Source organism: Mesorhizobium sp. B2-1-8 (assembly GCF_006442545.2).
Lineage (GTDB): Bacteria > Pseudomonadota > Alphaproteobacteria > Rhizobiales > Rhizobiaceae > Mesorhizobium.
In genome coordinates, this window is the sequence record NZ_CP083952.1 from 2,341,887 (window position 1) to 2,357,310 (window position 15,424).

Annotated in this window: 16 protein-coding genes; 7 read left to right on the top strand and 9 right to left on the bottom strand. The window is 64.4% G+C overall.

Annotated elements, in window-relative coordinates:
• Position 1 precedes the first annotated feature (1 nt).
• A complete protein-coding gene (locus tag FJ970_RS11415; RefSeq protein ID WP_140759417.1) occupies positions 2-628 on the top strand; it encodes a hypothetical protein in 627 nt (208 codons plus the stop codon).
• Between the two features lie 7 nt (positions 629-635).
• On the opposite strand, the gene FJ970_RS11420 is transcribed toward FJ970_RS11415, so the two are convergent.
• The 3 genes from FJ970_RS11420 to FJ970_RS11430 all read right to left on the bottom strand — a co-directional run bounded on the left by FJ970_RS11420 (position 636) and on the right by FJ970_RS11430 (position 2,889).
• Positions 636-1,157 carry a hypothetical protein gene (locus tag FJ970_RS11420; protein ID WP_140759419.1) on the bottom strand — a complete coding sequence of 174 codons (522 nt, stop codon included), beginning with the start codon at positions 1,155-1,157 and terminating at the stop codon, positions 636-638.
• A 160-nt stretch (positions 1,158-1,317) separates the two neighbouring features.
• Positions 1,318-2,448, bottom strand: a complete 1,131-nt coding sequence (locus tag FJ970_RS11425) for a hypothetical protein (RefSeq protein ID WP_140759421.1) — start codon at positions 2,446-2,448, stop codon at positions 1,318-1,320.
• Positions 2,449-2,454: 6 nt separating this feature from the next.
• Positions 2,455-2,889 (bottom strand): DUF4383 domain-containing protein, encoded by a 435-nt coding sequence (locus tag FJ970_RS11430; RefSeq protein ID WP_027143311.1) that lies wholly within the window; start codon positions 2,887-2,889, stop codon positions 2,455-2,457.
• 718 nt (positions 2,890-3,607) lie between these two features.
• On the opposite strand from FJ970_RS11430, the gene FJ970_RS11435 reads away from it, so the two are divergent.
• Positions 3,608-4,546 carry a diacylglycerol/lipid kinase family protein gene (locus FJ970_RS11435; protein WP_140759423.1) on the top strand — a complete coding sequence of 313 codons (939 nt, stop codon included), beginning with the start codon at positions 3,608-3,610 and terminating at the stop codon, positions 4,544-4,546.
• A 330-nt stretch (positions 4,547-4,876) separates the two neighbouring features.
• Here FJ970_RS11435 and FJ970_RS11440 read toward each other — a convergent pair whose 3' ends face one another.
• From FJ970_RS11440 to FJ970_RS11450, 3 genes are read right to left on the bottom strand one after another with little or no spacing between them, the layout of a single operon-like run.
• A complete protein-coding gene (locus FJ970_RS11440) occupies positions 4,877-5,794 on the bottom strand; it encodes an NAD(P)-dependent oxidoreductase (protein WP_140759426.1) in 918 nt (305 codons plus the stop codon).
• Positions 5,791-7,005, bottom strand: coding sequence for a mandelate racemase/muconate lactonizing enzyme family protein (locus FJ970_RS11445; RefSeq protein ID WP_140759428.1), 1,215 nt, complete (start codon positions 7,003-7,005; stop codon positions 5,791-5,793). Before FJ970_RS11445 ends, FJ970_RS11440 begins: the two co-directional genes overlap by 4 nt.
• A complete protein-coding gene (locus FJ970_RS11450) occupies positions 7,002-8,618 on the bottom strand; it encodes a GMC family oxidoreductase (protein WP_140759431.1) in 1,617 nt (538 codons plus the stop codon). The genes FJ970_RS11445 and FJ970_RS11450 overlap by 4 nt, the downstream gene beginning before the upstream one ends.
• Before the next feature lie 204 nt (positions 8,619-8,822).
• Between FJ970_RS11450 and FJ970_RS11455 the strand changes: the two genes are divergently transcribed.
• The 3 genes from FJ970_RS11455 to FJ970_RS11465 all read left to right on the top strand — a co-directional run bounded on the left by FJ970_RS11455 (position 8,823) and on the right by FJ970_RS11465 (position 10,825).
• The gene (locus FJ970_RS11455) at positions 8,823-9,764 is read left to right on the top strand and encodes a phosphoribosylaminoimidazolesuccinocarboxamide synthase (protein WP_140759434.1); all 942 of its coding nucleotides are present in this window, start codon (positions 8,823-8,825) and stop codon (positions 9,762-9,764) included.
• A gap of 354 nt (positions 9,765-10,118) precedes the next feature.
• Positions 10,119-10,514, top strand: coding sequence for an acyl-CoA thioesterase (locus FJ970_RS11460; protein WP_140759437.1), 396 nt, complete (start codon positions 10,119-10,121; stop codon positions 10,512-10,514).
• Positions 10,515-10,621: 107 nt separating this feature from the next.
• Positions 10,622-10,825 carry a hypothetical protein gene (locus FJ970_RS11465; RefSeq protein ID WP_140759440.1) on the top strand — a complete coding sequence of 68 codons (204 nt, stop codon included), beginning with the start codon at positions 10,622-10,624 and terminating at the stop codon, positions 10,823-10,825.
• 180 nt (positions 10,826-11,005) lie between these two features.
• Here FJ970_RS11465 and FJ970_RS11470 read toward each other — a convergent pair whose 3' ends face one another.
• A complete protein-coding gene (locus tag FJ970_RS11470; RefSeq protein WP_140759442.1) occupies positions 11,006-11,374 on the bottom strand; it encodes a winged helix-turn-helix transcriptional regulator in 369 nt (122 codons plus the stop codon).
• Between the two features lie 91 nt (positions 11,375-11,465).
• On the opposite strand from FJ970_RS11470, the gene FJ970_RS11475 reads away from it, so the two are divergent.
• Positions 11,466-12,071, top strand: a complete 606-nt coding sequence (locus FJ970_RS11475) for an NADPH-dependent FMN reductase (protein ID WP_140759445.1) — start codon at positions 11,466-11,468, stop codon at positions 12,069-12,071.
• 153 nt (positions 12,072-12,224) lie between these two features.
• Here FJ970_RS11475 and FJ970_RS11480 read toward each other — a convergent pair whose 3' ends face one another.
• Positions 12,225-13,484, bottom strand: a complete 1,260-nt coding sequence (locus tag FJ970_RS11480) for an RNA polymerase sigma factor (RefSeq protein ID WP_140759448.1) — start codon at positions 13,482-13,484, stop codon at positions 12,225-12,227.
• A complete protein-coding gene (locus tag FJ970_RS11485) occupies positions 13,481-13,885 on the bottom strand; it encodes a YciI family protein (protein WP_140759451.1) in 405 nt (134 codons plus the stop codon). Before FJ970_RS11485 ends, FJ970_RS11480 begins: the two co-directional genes overlap by 4 nt.
• 226 nt (positions 13,886-14,111) lie before the next feature.
• Between FJ970_RS11485 and FJ970_RS11490 the strand changes: the two genes are divergently transcribed.
• Positions 14,112-14,990, top strand: coding sequence for a DMT family transporter (locus FJ970_RS11490; protein WP_140759613.1), 879 nt, complete (start codon positions 14,112-14,114; stop codon positions 14,988-14,990).
• Positions 14,991-15,424: the final 434 nt, after the last annotated feature.

Consider the following 15,424-nt stretch of genomic DNA (forward strand, 5'->3'; position numbering starts at 1 on the left):
CATGCGGATGGGATCAGCGGCGGCGGTGCTCGCCTTCGTCGCACTTTGCCCCGGACCGGCCGGCGCCGAAGACCTGAAAGCCTTCAGGCTGACGATCGACGGCAAGGCGGTCGACATCGACGCCGGCGAGAGCGTCCATGTGACGTTGCCGGACGGCAAACAGGTCGACGTGAAGCTCGACAAGAACGATTTCGCGACCTTTTCCGGCGATAGTTTCTCCTTCGTCCATCCGAGCGGCATTTCGGTGACCAAGACCGATCTCGGCGAGAACATCACGCAATATCTGATGGCCTCGGCGCTGGGCACGATCGTCGTGGTGCAGGAATACGGCAAGATGAACCCGGTGTCGCTGAACCAGCTGATGCTGCAGGAGATGACCAAGGAATCGGTCAAGGCCGGTGCCGAGCTGACGCAGCAGCCGACAACGCGCAAGCTCGCGGACGGCAAGGCGTTGACCGGCATCACCGCCGAGGTGAAGACCCGCACCGACACTGCTTATTTCGAGATCGTCGGCTACGGTCGCGCCGACCAGGGGCTGCTGTTCATCACGCGCGTCGCGGGCGAGGACGCGGCGACCGAGAAGCCGCTGATCGACAAGTTCTGGCAGAGCCTGAAGCTGAAGATGTAGACGAGGCCTACAGCTTGCCCGGCACCAGGCCGGCCAGCCAGTTCACCGAGCGCTTTGCCGCGTCGGCGGTTGCCGAGACGGCGCGGCCGAGATCGGTCTTGACCACCGCGTAGCCGTTCTTCGTGCGATAGAGCACGCCGGTGCCGCCATCGACCACCTGTTCATAGGCGACGGGGCGGGCAGCGGCCGCGTCCAGGGCCGTCGTGGGCGATCCGACGGGCACGCTCGGCCGATGGCTGAGCTCGGGCGGCAGCGGGCTTTCCGTTCTGACGGTTCGGCTGGCGGGCTTCAGTTCCGGGCCCGACGCGATCGCGGCCAGGTGCGAGGAGGACGCCGAGCCCTTCGCGCGGCAGATGCCGGACACGAGCGGATAATTGAAATTGCGCTCGTGCAGGATCTGGCTTTTCATCGCCGCTTCGCAATCGGCGATGGTCGACCACTTGGCCGGTGTCTCGCCGATATATTCGCAGAGCTTGGCGTCGCAGTCGCAGCCGACGATGGTCATGGCGACAAGGGCGGTCTTGATCACGGTCTCGTCCCTTCGAGATGCCCCCCGGCAGCCCAGTCAGGCGCATGTCGCGCCTGGGCAACACGCAATTCTCCATTGCGTGTGATCAAGGCGGGAATTTGGCTTCGACCATGGAATGTGCGTGGCGGCGCGTGTTTCCTCCGGGCGTGAGCGAAATGCCTCAATAGTCGTAGACGTGTTCGAGCCTGGCGCCGGCCTTCATCAGCGACGGCAGCACCAGATGCAGCTTGCGCACGGCCACGACCATTCCGGTGCGGCGCGTCGAGGGTTCCGCGGGGAGCGGATAGCTGAACAGGATGCGCATGCCCTCGGGGACGGCGATTGAATCGGTCGACAGCACCGTGACCATGATCTCGTCATTGCCGCCGATCTCGACAAAGGAGACACCCTTGTCGATCAGCCGCGGGATCATGTCGGTGAAGACCTGATAGCGCTTGGTGACGAAAACGGTGCCGTCAGTGCCGTAGTCGCGTTCCAGCAAGGTGTCGGGCTCGTTGCGGGTGGCCTCGCCGACCGGCCCCTTGGCCCAGACATGGACATCGAGGAAGGCGGGGTCGGAGGTCGCGGCAAGCGCCTGCTTGATCAGGTCCGCATAGCCTTGCTTGATGGTGTCGGCGAGGCCGAAGGCGAGCTTGCGTTCGCTGGTGCGGACGGAGCTGTCACCAGGCGCCGGCTGCACGGCAAACAGCCCGGCGCGCTTTTGCGCATAGGGGAACTGATACCACGGCACCTGGTCGAGGAAGGCGGCATAATCCGCCGCCACCTTGGCCTGGTAGATATCGGCGGCGGTGCGCTTGCCCGATGCCGCCTCGGTGATGCGGCCGACCGTGTTTTCATAGGCCCATTGCAATATATGCTCGATCGAATGGCTGGTGCCGATGATGACCAGCATCTGGTGGTTGGCATAGTTGAACTTGTAGGCGGAACTGGCGCGGATCACCGTGGCGTAATCCTGCCAGAAGCAGCCGACATAGGACCAATAGGGGAAGCCGCTCGGCTGGTCCTTGGCGACGAAACCGGCATATTCGCGCGCGGCGTAGACGATCGCCCATTCCGGATAGGTGAGGAAGGTCGATTCCTCCGGCCGCTGGTAGCCGGGGATCTCGGCGCGCACCTTGTCGGCCAGCGCCTTGGGCGGCGCGCCGTCGGCAATGCCGGGCAAAGGCGACTTGTCGAGCGACGGCGTGGTCAGGAAGCCATAGGCGAGCCCGGCGATCGGGATCAGGATGACGATGACGATCAGCCAGAGGATCGCCTTGATGATGCGCTTTATCAAGCGGAACAGGAACATCGCCGGTCAGGCCGTGGCGAAGTGGTCGTAGATGCGCTTCGACAGCCAGAAGCCGATATAGACGGCGATGCCGCCGATGACGATGTGCGGCAGGTTGGCGAAGAAGCGGGTGGGGAATTCGATGTCGTTGAGGGAGCGGAAGCCGTTGATGAAGATGCCGGCATCGAGACAGCCGGAGCCGGTGATCAGCCCGAGCACGCCGTCGAACAGATAGACCGAGCCGAACAGCTTGAAATAGAACACCGCCTGGCGATGCGAGATGAAGGCTGCGGCCAGCGCCCAGACGCCGGAAAAGGCATGCAGCAGGTCGTCATACCATTGCAGCGAGAACAGGCCGAACAGATTGCCGTCGGCATCGTTGAAGGCCGGAATGTAGCCGATGGCGACGACCGCGAAGAACAGGAACGCATAAGCGACGGCAAGCTTCTGGATCAGCGTCATGAAGTATCCCCCTTCAATTGACGTCGAACGTTAGCTGATTTTGCCGCCGGTTGCAGCCCTGACCAGAAACACCGTAACAATTGTGTTGGAGAGCCCAAAGACAGTCGGCGCCGGGATTTCTCCCAGCGCCTCCCTGTCAGATCAGGACACGGTCGCGGCAGCAACTTCCGTAAAGTCGTCGCGCCATGCCGGCCTTGATTTTGACGGTCCTGCCAGAGGCCGCCCGAAGGCAGCATCCGTTCCAGACCACGCCGGTCTTGGCCCTTGCGGGCTTTGCCCTGCGCGCCATCGAAGGTTTTTGCCGTCCTTCATGGCAGCATCGGTCCGCCGTCGGCGTTGGCACGCTTTCCGCGGCCCCGTAGGTCTCGGCTTCCGTCCCTCGAACAGGCAAGCCTGCTTTCGCTCCGGGCCGTACGGGCCTCAGGAAATCCGCCTTTCACTTCGCCTTTCGGCTTGATGATCGGTAGCCGCCTGAGATGGGTTGAACTTACGCCGGGTAAGGGGTTTGGGGAATGGCCGCGCCCCTGTGGATAGCGGGGTTATCGGGGACCGATGCCAGAAGCCAAGGAAATTCAGGCGCGAACGCCTTAGACAGCCTGCCCCGCTTTTTCGGCGACCGAACCGACGGTGCCCCTTGCCCTGCCGACAGGCGCGGGTTTCAATACCGGCAAAAGATTTGGGCGCGGCATGTCCGGCGCCTTCCGGGGGAGGATGCATAGTGAAGGTCGGGGTGGTGCTCAATCCGATTGCCGGTGGCGGCCGGCTGAAACGGCATTGGCCCGATGTCGCCGCAGCGCTGAAAAAGCACTTCGGCGATTTCGAACTGCGCGAAACACAGGCCGAGGGCGACGCCGAGCGGCTGGCGCTCGATCTCGCGGCAAACGGTTTCGACCTGGTGATCGCGGCCGGCGGCGACGGCACGGCGAGCGAAGTGGCCGACGGCTTGCTGCAGGCCCGCGAGGAGGGCGGCAGGACAACCGAACTCGGCCTGCTGCCTTGCGGCGCCGGCATCGATTTCGCGCGCGGCCTCGGCCTGCCGACGGCGATCGACGCGACGCTGAAGCGGATGGCCGAGGCCAAGGCAAGGGCGGTCGATGCCGGCCGCATCTGCTATGTCGACGAGCATGGCGCGCTGGCCAGCCGCCACTTCATCAATATCGCCAGCCTTGGCCTGTCGGGCGCCACCGACCGCGCCGTCAATGCCGACAAGCGCAAGGGCAGGATGTCGGCCAAGGCGCTGTTCCTGTGGCGCACCGTGGTCGAGTTCATCCGCTACCGCTTCCAGGACGTACGGATCACCGTCGACGACGGCGACCCGGTCGAGGCGCGCATGGCGCTGGTGGCGGTGGCCAACGGCAAATTCTTCGGCGGCGGCATGATGATCGCGCCCGATGCGGAACTGACCGACGGACAGTTTGACATCGTCATCCTGCGCGCGGCCGGCAAGCTGAAGCTGATCTGGGATATCAGGCTGCTCTATGGCGGCAGGCACCGCGACCATCCCGCCATCACCATTTTGCGCGGCAGGAAAGTGGTGGTCGAACCGCTCGGCGATGTGGAAAAGAACGGCGCGCTGGTCGACATAGACGGCGAGTCGCCCGGGCGCATACCGGCGACCTTCGAGATCCTGCCTGGGGCGTTGACGCTGAGGTATTGAAACGAGATGTTGCCGGGGACAGCGTCCCACAACGTCGTCATCCCTGGGCGAAGCAGGAGCGAAGCTCCGTCGCGGAGACCCTGGGATCCATGCCGCGACCTTGGCCGGAACAGCACCGTTGCAACGCCTTGATGTTACGGCATGGATCCTCGGGTCAAGCCCGAGGATGACGAAGGGAAGGGTGTTTCCGTCAATCGCCGAGGTATGCGATCCGATCGAAACTCTCGTTCAGGAAACCAGTCGTGATGTTGCAGCTCTGATTCAAGTTGTTGCGGCTCTGAGTCTAGATTCTTGCCCAACGCGTTGATTTCATTTGCTGGCTCATGTTGCTCAGATTTCCAACTTGGCCGGAAAGCCCGGCGCGCGCAGATCGGTGCCGACTGTATCCTCCAGCAGTTTGACGATCTGGGTCGACCAGGCGCCGCCGCCATACGCGGCCTTGCCTTGCTGAAAAATCGCGTTGACGCGCGATGCCAGATCGAGCGGGACGCCGGATTGTTCGGCCATGGCGAGCGCGAAGCCGAGGTCCTTCAGTGCCAGGTCCATGGTGAAGCCGATGTCGTAGGAGCCGTTCAGCACCAACTGGCTTTCGGTCTCGTGGACGAAGCTGTTGCCGGAGGAGGCCACGATGGCGTGGTAGGACTGGGCGAGGTCGAGCCCGCCTTGCTTGGCCAGCATCAGCGCCTCGCCGGCGGCGACGAGATGGATGAAGGCCAGCATGTTGGTGATGACCTTGATCACCGCCGCCGAGCCGATCGGACCCATCAGGAACGACTTCGCGCACATCGCTTCGATGGCCGGGCGGTGGCGCTCGTAGAGGGTGGCATCGCCGCCGACCAACGCGGTGATTTTGCCGACCGCCGCCAGATGCACGCCACCGGTGACCGGGCATTCCAACGTCTCGACGCCTCGGGCCGAGGCGAGGGCGGCGAGCCGCAAAATCTCGTCGCGGCCGTTGGTCGACATCTCGATCCAGGTGCCGCCCTTGGGCAGACCTTCCAGCAATCCGCCCGGGCCGGCCAGCACGGCTTCGCTGACTTTTGGGGAGGGCAGGCAGCTTATGGCATTGCCGGCGCGGGCGGCTGCCTCGGCCGGGCTGTTGGCGGCCGTGGCGCCGAGCGCGACGAGGCGCTCGACGGCGGCGGGGTCGCGGTCGACAACGGTGACGGCAAAGCCGTTGCGGATCAGGCTGGCGGCAAGGTTGCCGCCGAGATGGCCAAGGCCGATGAAGGCGTAGCTTTCGTTCACGGCATCAGCGGCGTCTGCATCATCTGCAGATGCAGGTCCTTGCCGGTGTAGGGATGCGCGTCGCAGACAGCCTCGTCGAGCTCGACGCCGAGACCCGGCTCCTTCGACGGGATGACATTGCCGTCCTGCCATTCGATCTTCTTCTTCAGGAGCGTGGCGTGGAAACCGTCCCACTGCTTCAGCGATTCCAGGATGAGGAAGTTCGGCAGCGTCACCGCGAGCTGGATGTTGGCGGCACCGACGATCGGCCCGCAATAGCAATGCGGCGCGACCTGGATGTGATAGGCCTCGGCCATGGCGGCGATCTTCTTGGTCTCCAGAATGCCGCCGGAGCGGCCGAGGTCCGGCTGCAGGATGGTCGCGGCGCGGTTCTCGATGACGCGGGCGAATTCGGATTTCGTCGTCAGCCGCTCACCGGTGGCGATCGGGATCGAAGTCGCACGCGCCACCTGCGCCATCACTTCGGGCATGTCAGGCGGCACCGGCTCCTCGAACCACAAGGGATCATAGGGTTCGATGGCGCGCGCCAGGCGCAGCGCGCCCGATGCGGTGAACTGGCCGTGCGTGCCGAAGAGGATGTCGGCGCGGGTGCCGACCGCCTCGCGGATCGCCTTGATCATGCGGGTCGAGACATCGATGTCGACGAGGCGGGGCTGGTGGCCGTCAAAGGCGGTGTAGGGGCCGGCCGGGTCGAGCTTGACGGCGTTGAACCCCTGCTTGACATATTCGAGCGCGCAGGCCGCGGCCATTTCAGGGTCGTTGTAGACGTTCCTTCCGTCCGGCGCGTCCTCCGAATGGACACTGCCGGTGTGCGGATAAAGATAGGTGTAGGAGCGCAGCGTCTCGTGCACCTGGCCGCCGAGCAGTTTGTAGACCGGCTTGTTGGCCTCCTTGCCGACGATGTCCCAGCAGGCCATTTCGAGTGCGGAAAAACAACCCATGCCGGAAACGTCGGGGCGCTGGGTGAAGCCGGAAGAATAGGCGCGGCGGAAGAAATTCTCGATGTCGTGCGGATCGCGGCCGACGAGGTATCGCTCGGCCATGTCCTCGATCATCTTCGCCGTGATGTGGGCGGAGAAGGTAGCGTTGTAGGCCTCGCCATAACCGACCACACCGCCATCGGTGGTGAGTTTGACGAAGATGAAATACTTGCCGCCGATGCCGGGCGGCGGATTGCCGACAACCCAGGTCTTGACGTCGGTGATCTTCATTTATGGTCCTCCAGAACCAGTTCGGCGCCCTTCCACCCGGTCATGACCGAGGCGGCGTTGGTGTTGCCGGTGATGTTGTCGGGAAAGATCGAGGCGTCGATGACGCGCAAGCCTTCGAGCCCGTGCACCTTGAGGCGCGGATCGACGACGGAACGCGAGGGGTCGGGGCCCATGCGGCAGGTCGAAACCGGGTGATAGACGGTACCGGAGCGCTTCCTGAAATCGGTGATCAGGTCGGCGTCGGACTGGATCGACGGTCCGGGCAACACCTCTTCGGCGATGATCTCGGCCATGGCCGGCATCGAGGCGATCTGGCGCACGAATTTCACCGCCGCCAGCATCTCGTCGACATCGGCGTTGGTCGAGTAGGCGTTGGCGACGATCTTGGGATAATCCAGCGGATTGCTGGAGCGGATCATGATCTCGCCGCGGCTCGACGGACGGCAGTTGGACAGGCCGATGGAGAAACCTGGCCAAGGATCCGGCGTCAGGATCGGACGCTCGCCGTTCTTCGGGATGAGGGTCGAGAAGGCCTGGAAGTAGAGCTGCATGTTGGGCCGCGAGAAGGCCGGGTCGGTGCGGAAGAAGCCGCCGCCATGGTTCATCGACAGCGACAGCGGGCCGGAGCGGGTCAGGATATACTGCATGCCGACCAAAAGCTTGCCCCACCACGGGCGAAGGATCTGGTTGAGCGTCGGCAGCTTGCCCTTGAAGGTGTAGTTGATGCCGACATGGTCCTGCAGATTGGCGCCGACATTCTCGTTGGCATGAGCCACCGGGATGCCCAATCCTTTGAGCAATGCAGCAGGGCCGACGCCGGAGAGCTGCATGAGCTGCGGCGAGTTGATCGAGCCCGAGGACAGGATCACCTCGCGGCCGGCGCGGGCCGTTTTCGTCTGACCGTTCTGGAGATACTCGACGCCGACCGCGCGCTTGCCTTCGAACAGGATGCGGCTGGCCAGCGCGTTGGTCTCGACGCGGACATTGGCGCGCTTCATCGCCGGGCGCAGGAAGGCGCGTGCCGTCGACATGCGACGTCCGTTTCTGGTCGAGATCTGGTAGATGCCGACGCCTTCCTGGGCAGCGCCGTTGAAATCGGGATTGAGCGGCAGCCCGGCCTGCTGGCCGGCGGCGAGATAGCGCTTCGTCAGCGGGTGGACGGCATCAGTCGTATCGCTGATGTGCAGCGGGCCGCCGCTGCCGCGCCATGCGTCGGCGCCGGCCTCATTGTCCTCGAGCGCCTTGAAGGCCGGCAGCAGATCGTCATAGCCCCAGCCGGGATTGCCGGCGGCACGCCAGTCGTCGAAATCCTCGCGAGCGCCGCGGATCCAGACCATGGCGTTGATCGAACTCGACCCGCCGAGCAGCTTGCCGCGCGGCCAGTGGTCGACATTGCCGCCGAGACCGGGGTCCGGCTCGGTCTTGTAGTTCCAATTGACGGTGGGATCGAAGAAGGTCTTGCCGTAGCCGAGCGGCATCTGCACGTAAAAGCGGCGGTCGCTGCCCCCTGCCTCCAGCACCAGGACCGAGAAGCGGCCCGAGGCCGACAATTTGTCGGCCAGAACCGAGCCGGCCGAGCCGGAGCCGACAATGATGAAATCGTAGGTCTGCATGGTGGACGTCGGTGGCTCCTGAATGTGGCACCAACCTAGGCGCGGCGGGCCCGCCGCGTCGCCGCGCCTTCCGGCATCGGTTGTGAAAAAAGCGACTGGTATATCCAGCTACGTCGCGGGGAATACCGACAATCGCGCTTGATATGCATGGGGTCGACGGACTATGCGAGGGCATCGCCACTCTGCGCAAAGGCAGGAGAGCCCATGCGTGTCCTGTCGGATGCTTTCATTCCCGAACTGCCGGGCTATTACAAAGGCAAGGTCCGCGAGAATTACGACCTGGCCGACGGCAGGCGCATCATCATCGCGACCGACCGTCTCAGCGCCTTCGACATCATCTTGACCTCGATCCCGTTCAAGGGAGAGATACTGACGCAGACGGCGCGGTACTGGTTCGAGGAAACGGCCGATATCTGTCCGAACCATGTGCTGGAATATCCCGACCCCAACGTCGTCGTCGGCACTAGGCTCGACATCCTGCCGGTCGAGATCGTCGTGCGCGGCTATCTGGCGGGGACCACCAGCACCTCGATCCTGACCCGCTACCGGCGCGGCGAACGGGAGATGTATGGAATGCGCCTGCCGGACGGCCTGCGCGACAATGAGAAGCTGGCCGAACCGGTCATCACGCCGACCAGCAAGGCGGCCGATGGCGGCCATGACGAACCGCTGTCCAGGGCGGAGATTCTGGAGCAGGGCCTGCTTACGCCGGCGCAATGGGAGACCGTCTCGGACTACGCCTTGCGGCTGTTCGCCCGCGGCCAGGCGCGCGCCGCCGAGCGCGGCCTGATCCTCGCCGACACCAAATACGAATTCGGCGCCGACAAGGACGGGACGATCATCCTCGCCGACGAAATCCACACGCCCGACAGCAGCCGCTACTGGATCGCGGCGAGCTACGAACAGGCGCTGGCTGATGGTACGCGGCCGGAGAGCTTCGACAAGGATTTCATCCGCTCATGGGTGACCGCGCGCTGCGATCCCTACAAGGACCCGATCCCGAGGATTCCGGACGAGATCGTCGAACAGGCCTCGCGCGTCTATGCCCAGGCTTACGAGGCGATCACCGGCAAGGTATTCGTTCCCGACCTTTCCGGCGACACCGTTCTGGACCGCATCCGAGCGAACCTTGCAGGTTATTTTTGAGAGGTGCGCCTCTCGGCTAGCGCCTGGTCTTACGCCGCGCAGTCGACCCCCACTCCGTCGAGCTTCGCTCGCCACCTCTCCCCCGTTCGACGGGGGAGAGGAAGGGCGCGAGCTTGGCGGGGCTGGCGCCTTCCTCTCCCTCCGGAGGGGGGAGAGGTGGCGCTGCGAAGCAGCGACGGAGTGGGGGAAGCCCGTTCCAAAACCCGAAGCCGCTGAAAATCAGGCACAACCGGGCGAATGCCAAGGTTAGCCAATGGCCCCATGGAGGCGAGGAAACAGCAGCTGCGGCGCGTTGACCTGTTCCTGCAGCGGCGATACGGGATCTATGATCATCACCTCGCAAGGATTCGGCCCATGGTGCAATACGCGGACGGACGGCCGATCGGAGACCTGACGCTGCGCACGCTGGCCATGCCTTCGGACGCCAATGCCGCCGGCGACATTTTCGGCGGCTGGGTGATGGCGCAGATGGACCTTGCCTGCGGCATCCGCGCCGCGGAGCGCGCCAGGGGCAGGGTGGTGACGGCGGCGGTCAAGGAGATGTCCTTCGCCAAGCCGATGAAGATCGGCGACACGCTGTGCATCTACACCCATGTCGAACGCGTCGGCCGCACCTCGATGACGCTCAAGGTCGAGGCCTGGGCACAACGTTATCTCTCCGACCTGATGGAAAAGGTGACGCACGCCGATTTCGTCATGGTGGCGCTCGACGGGGAGGGCAGGCCGAAGGCCGTTCCACCCGAGAGCTGATTCTGCCAAATCCCGGACATTTGTAACATCGCCCGAGCGGAGCGATGCGTTCAGCGACATCCTGCCGTTGCATCCACGGCCAATTCTGCGGGCGTCGGAGGAAGACAATGCGTCAACACCTATCGAACGGCTGGCTTGCGGCGGCTCTCGCCGCGCTCGCCTGTCTGCTTGCCATAACCGCTTATGCCGAAGTCAAACAGGACCTTGGGCGCACCGCCTGTGTGCATGACACGACTGGTGTGAAGGAGCGGACAGCGGCGTGCACGATCGGCAGCCCGACGCCTTGCGGGGCCATGGCGCGAACAGTCTGACCGGCTGCCTTTGGAATGCGGTCAGCGTCACGGCGGGGTGAGCTCACCTCGAGCGCCATGCACAAGATTCCCGGATCTCTTCGGCGAACCAAGCCCCCTCGTTCAGGGAACGATGACTTCGCCTGCAAACACGAAGCGCCGCTCAGTGCGAAACTCCGGACTCCTTGCCGCGCAAGGACTTCAGGCTTGCATCTCGTCAAATCTGGCGCGCGCCGACTGGACGCGCTGGGTGTTCTTGCGTGCCCAATCCCCAAGCGCGCCGACCGGGACCAGCAACTCGTGACCGAGCTCCGTCAGCTCGTAATCGACGCGTGGCGGGATGGTCGGAAACACCTTGCGGGTGACGAAGCCGTCGCGCTCCAGGCCGCGCAAGGTGGTCGTCAGCATCTTCTGCGAGATGCCGCCGACAGCCGCGCGCAGCTCGTTGAAACGCAGCGGTCCACCGCCAAGCTTGCCGACCACGAGCACGGTCCATTTGTCGCCGACGCGTTGCAGGATCTCCGACACGGCCCGGCAGTCCTCGGTGTTATGCGGGTGCCTCAGTAACAAAAACGTGCCTCCTTGCGCGCCAGTTTGACAGTATCACATATAGCGCCGGTATCCAAACGATACCAAAAATTCCCGCAAGGAGAGCCCCCTTATGTCCAAGCCCAAAATCGCCATTGTCGTCGGTTCGACGCGCGCCGCCCGCTTCGCCGACGTGCCGACGCAGTGGATCGCCAAGATCGCCAAGGCACATGCCGATATCGATGTCGAAATTGTCGACCTGCGCGACTTTCCGCTGCCCTTCTTCGACGAGGTCGCGTCTTCCGCCTGGGCGCCGTCGCAGAACGAAGTCGCACAGCGCTGGCAGAAGAAGGTCGCCGGATTCGACGGCTTCATCTTTACCGCCGCCGAATACAATCACGGCCCGACGGCCGTGCTGAAGAACGCCATCGACTACGCCGCCAACGAGTGGAACAAGAAGCCGGCCGGCTTTGTCGGCTATGGCAGTGTCGGTGGCTCGCGCGCCGTCGAACAGCTTCGTCTCCACGCCGTCGAATTGCAGATGGCGCCGGTCAAGTCCGCCGTCCATATCGCCTGGGGCGATTTCCTCGCCGTCCGCCAGGGCGAGAAGAAGCTCGAGGAGCTCGAGCACCTGAACCAGGCCGCCACCGCGCTGGTCAACGACGTCGCCTGGTGGGCCAAGGTGCTGAAGGCCGCTCGTGCCGCCGATGCCGTCGCCGGGGAAGCCCAGGCGGCCTGATCCGCCGGATCGGATTGTCCTCCCAAGGATACGGGGCGGCGCTTGCGCCGCCCTTTTTTCGTCGGGGTTCTTGCGAAGAAGTTGCGGCGCGCCTGAAAGTTAGCTTGAAACGCCACGCCTACCAACCCGCTTGGCGCGGCGGTGAACGGCCAGCTAAAGGTCGCGATCGGCGGCTGCCGTGGCGCGGGCGAGCAGCAGGGCGCGTTCCCTGTCATTGCCGGTCAATTGGGCGGCCTGGCGGAACGCGGCGCTGGCTTCCGCCCGATGGCCGAGCTTCTCCAGGAGATCGCCGCGCACCGTGGGCAGGAGATGCGAGTCCTTCAGGCGCGGCTCGTCCTTCAGCGCCTCGACGATGGCGAGGCCTTGCGCCGGGCCGAACGCCATGCCGACCGCCACGGCGCGGTTGATCGCGACGATTGGCGAGGGAGCCGAGAGCGCAAGCGCCTGGTAATAGGCCGATATCGCGATCCAGTCAGTGTCGGCGGCGGTGACCGCGCGGGCATGGCAGGCCGCGATCATCGCCTGCAGCAGATAGGGGCCGGGCGCTGATGTCAGGGCCATGGCGCGATTCAGGCCGTCGAGGCCGCTCCGGATGAGCGACCAGTTCCACCGGCCGCGGTCCTGGTCGAGCAGCAGGATCGGGTCGCCCGTTGCGCCGGTGCGGGCCGCGAAGCGCGAGGCGTTGAACTCCATCAGCGACACCAGCCCCCGCACCTCGGGCTCGTCAGGCATCAGCGCCGCCAATGAGCGGCCAAGGCGCAGCGCCTCGGCGCATAGATCGGTGCGCAACCAGTCCGGTCCAGTGGTGGCCACATAGCCCTCGTTGAAGATGAGGTAAACCACCTCCAGCACGGCGGCGAGGCGGTCGCGCCGCTCTTCCGCGCGTGGCGTCTCGAACGGGATGGCGGCATCGCGAAGGGTTCGCTTGGCGCGCACGATGCGCTGGGCTGCTGTGGCTTCGGGCACCAGGAAGGCGCGGGCGATCTGCGGCGTCGACAGCCCGCCCAAGAGCCGCAAGGCCAGTGCGGCGCGCTGCTCGGCGGGCAAGACGGGATGGCAAGCGGTGAAGATCAGCCGCAGGAGGTCGTCGTCGATATCCTCGTCGCGCGCCGCCCCGATGTCGGGCATCTCGCGCTCCAGTTCGGCGAGGTCGATGGCGAGTTCGCGATGCTTGCCGTCGATCATGGTGGTGCGGCGCAGCCGGTCGAGCGCGCGGTTCCTGGCGACCTGCGTCAACCAGGCGGCCGGGTTGCGCGGGATGCCGTCGCGAGGCCAGCGCTCCAGCGCCAGCAGGAAGGCGTCCTGCGCGATTTCCTCGGCCAGCCCGACATCCCTGAGGGTGCGCGCCAATCTGGCGGTGAGCTTCGGCTGCTCGATCCGCCAGACGGCCTCGATGGTTGCGTTGGCGGTCAACCCTTCAGCTCGCCAAAACCTTCCGCCACCTTCTGAACGTCCTCGGGAAATTCGCTCATTTCAAAGACTTGGCGGATTTCGATCACGTCGTTCTCGCCGGCGGGGCAGCGACGGGCCCATTCGATGGCCTCATCGCGCGAGCGCACGTCGATCACCCAATAGCCGCCCAGCACTTCCTTGACCTCGGCGAAGGGGCCGTCGACGACCACAGGCTTGCCGCCCTTGTAGCTGACCCGCGCCCCGGCGGACGGCGGATGCAGGCCGTCGAGCGCCAGAAGCACGCCGGCTTTCTTCAGTTCGTGATTGTACTTCATCATCCCTTCCACCGCCTCGGCGCTGGGCATGACATCGGGTGCGGCGTCCGCGTAGCCGCCGGGGATCATCAGCATCATGAACCGCATGGTCTTCTCCTTGGTTGGGTTGGTTCAATCATATGACGAACGGGCAATGGCGGAATCGACAGGCTGGCAAAAAAGTTCAGGTCCCAGATCACACGCAGCAATGTGGACCGCCATCTCGGCGTGGCTGCCATCTGGCCCCGCCGATCGGCCCTGATATACCCGGCTGCGATCCACCACATGAGGGGGCCTCGTGAAGTCATCCAGCCTGGCAGGCGTCGTTTCTCCCATGGTCCCGGTGCTTGTCTGCGCGCTCGGCATCTTCCTGCTGTCGGGGATGGACGCGGCCATGAAGGTGCTGGTCATCGCGGTCGGCGTCTACAACACGGTGCTGTGGCGCAGCATGCTGGCGACCGTGGTCGCGGCTACTGGCTGGTCGATTGGGCCACGCAGGCTGCCCACGCCTTCCGTGCTCAAGCTGCATGCGCTGCGCGCCGCGGTCGTCGGCGTCGTCTTGCTGTCCTTCTTCTGGGGGCTCGCCAGGCTGCCGCTGGCCGAGGCGATCGGGCTCAGCTTCGTCGCGCCGCTGTTTGCCCTGCTGCTGGCCGCGCTGCTGCTCGGCGAAAGAATACAGCGGCGGGCGATCTGGGCTTCATTGGCCGGCATAGCGGGCGTCGCAATCATCGTGGGCGGCCAGTTCGGGCAGGCGAACCATGCCAGGGATGCCTTGCTCGGCACAGCGGCGGTGCTGGTATCGACGGTGTTCTACGCCTACAATCTGATCCTTGCGCGGCAGCAGGCACTGGTGGCCAAGCCGATCGAGATCATGCTGTTCCAGAATCTTTGCGTGGCGGTCATCCTCGGTCTCGCGGCACCTTGGCTCGCCGTTGCCCTGCCTCGAGAACTCTGGCTTCCGCTCGCCGGGGTAACGGCGCTGTCGCTCGCCGGCCAGTTCCTGATGAGCTGGGCTTACGCGCGGGCCGAAGCGCAATATCTGATCCCGACGGAGTACTCGGCCTTCATCTGGGCGATCGCGCTTGGCTTCCTCTTTTTCGACGAGGCGGTGACCTGGACCACGCTGGCGGGAGCCGGCCTTATCGTGGCCAGTTGCCTGATCGCCGCGCGTTCAAATCCCAGGCTTGCCGAGCCGATCGAGGCCGCTGTCTGAGGGCAGGTCGCACACTACGACAGTCAGCGCATCACTTCGCGGTGGCCGCTGGGCTGGCGGGTGGCGATCAGTTTGTCGAGGTCGACCATCTCAATCGTCAGCCGGTGCGGCAACGCGTTATTTCCCGGAGCGGCAATTGCACGGCCTAGCCAGACAGCAGAGAGCGCTCCGGGTGACCTGAAACAGGCATGACCGCAAGTAGATCGTCCGGTATCGTGAAATTTTTATTAAATATTTCGCCCGCCTGATTACGATCTATCGACCAATTGTTGGTCTGTTGTGCTGTCCGCTCAGAGAATGTCACCGAATGATCGATGCAATAGCAGACTATATGGCAAGTTCCTGGAACGATATCTCGCATGGCAACGTTGGTCCGGGTGCGGTCGCCTGGAATCGAACGACACAAGCTGGCCAGGCATCACGAGGAGGATTTG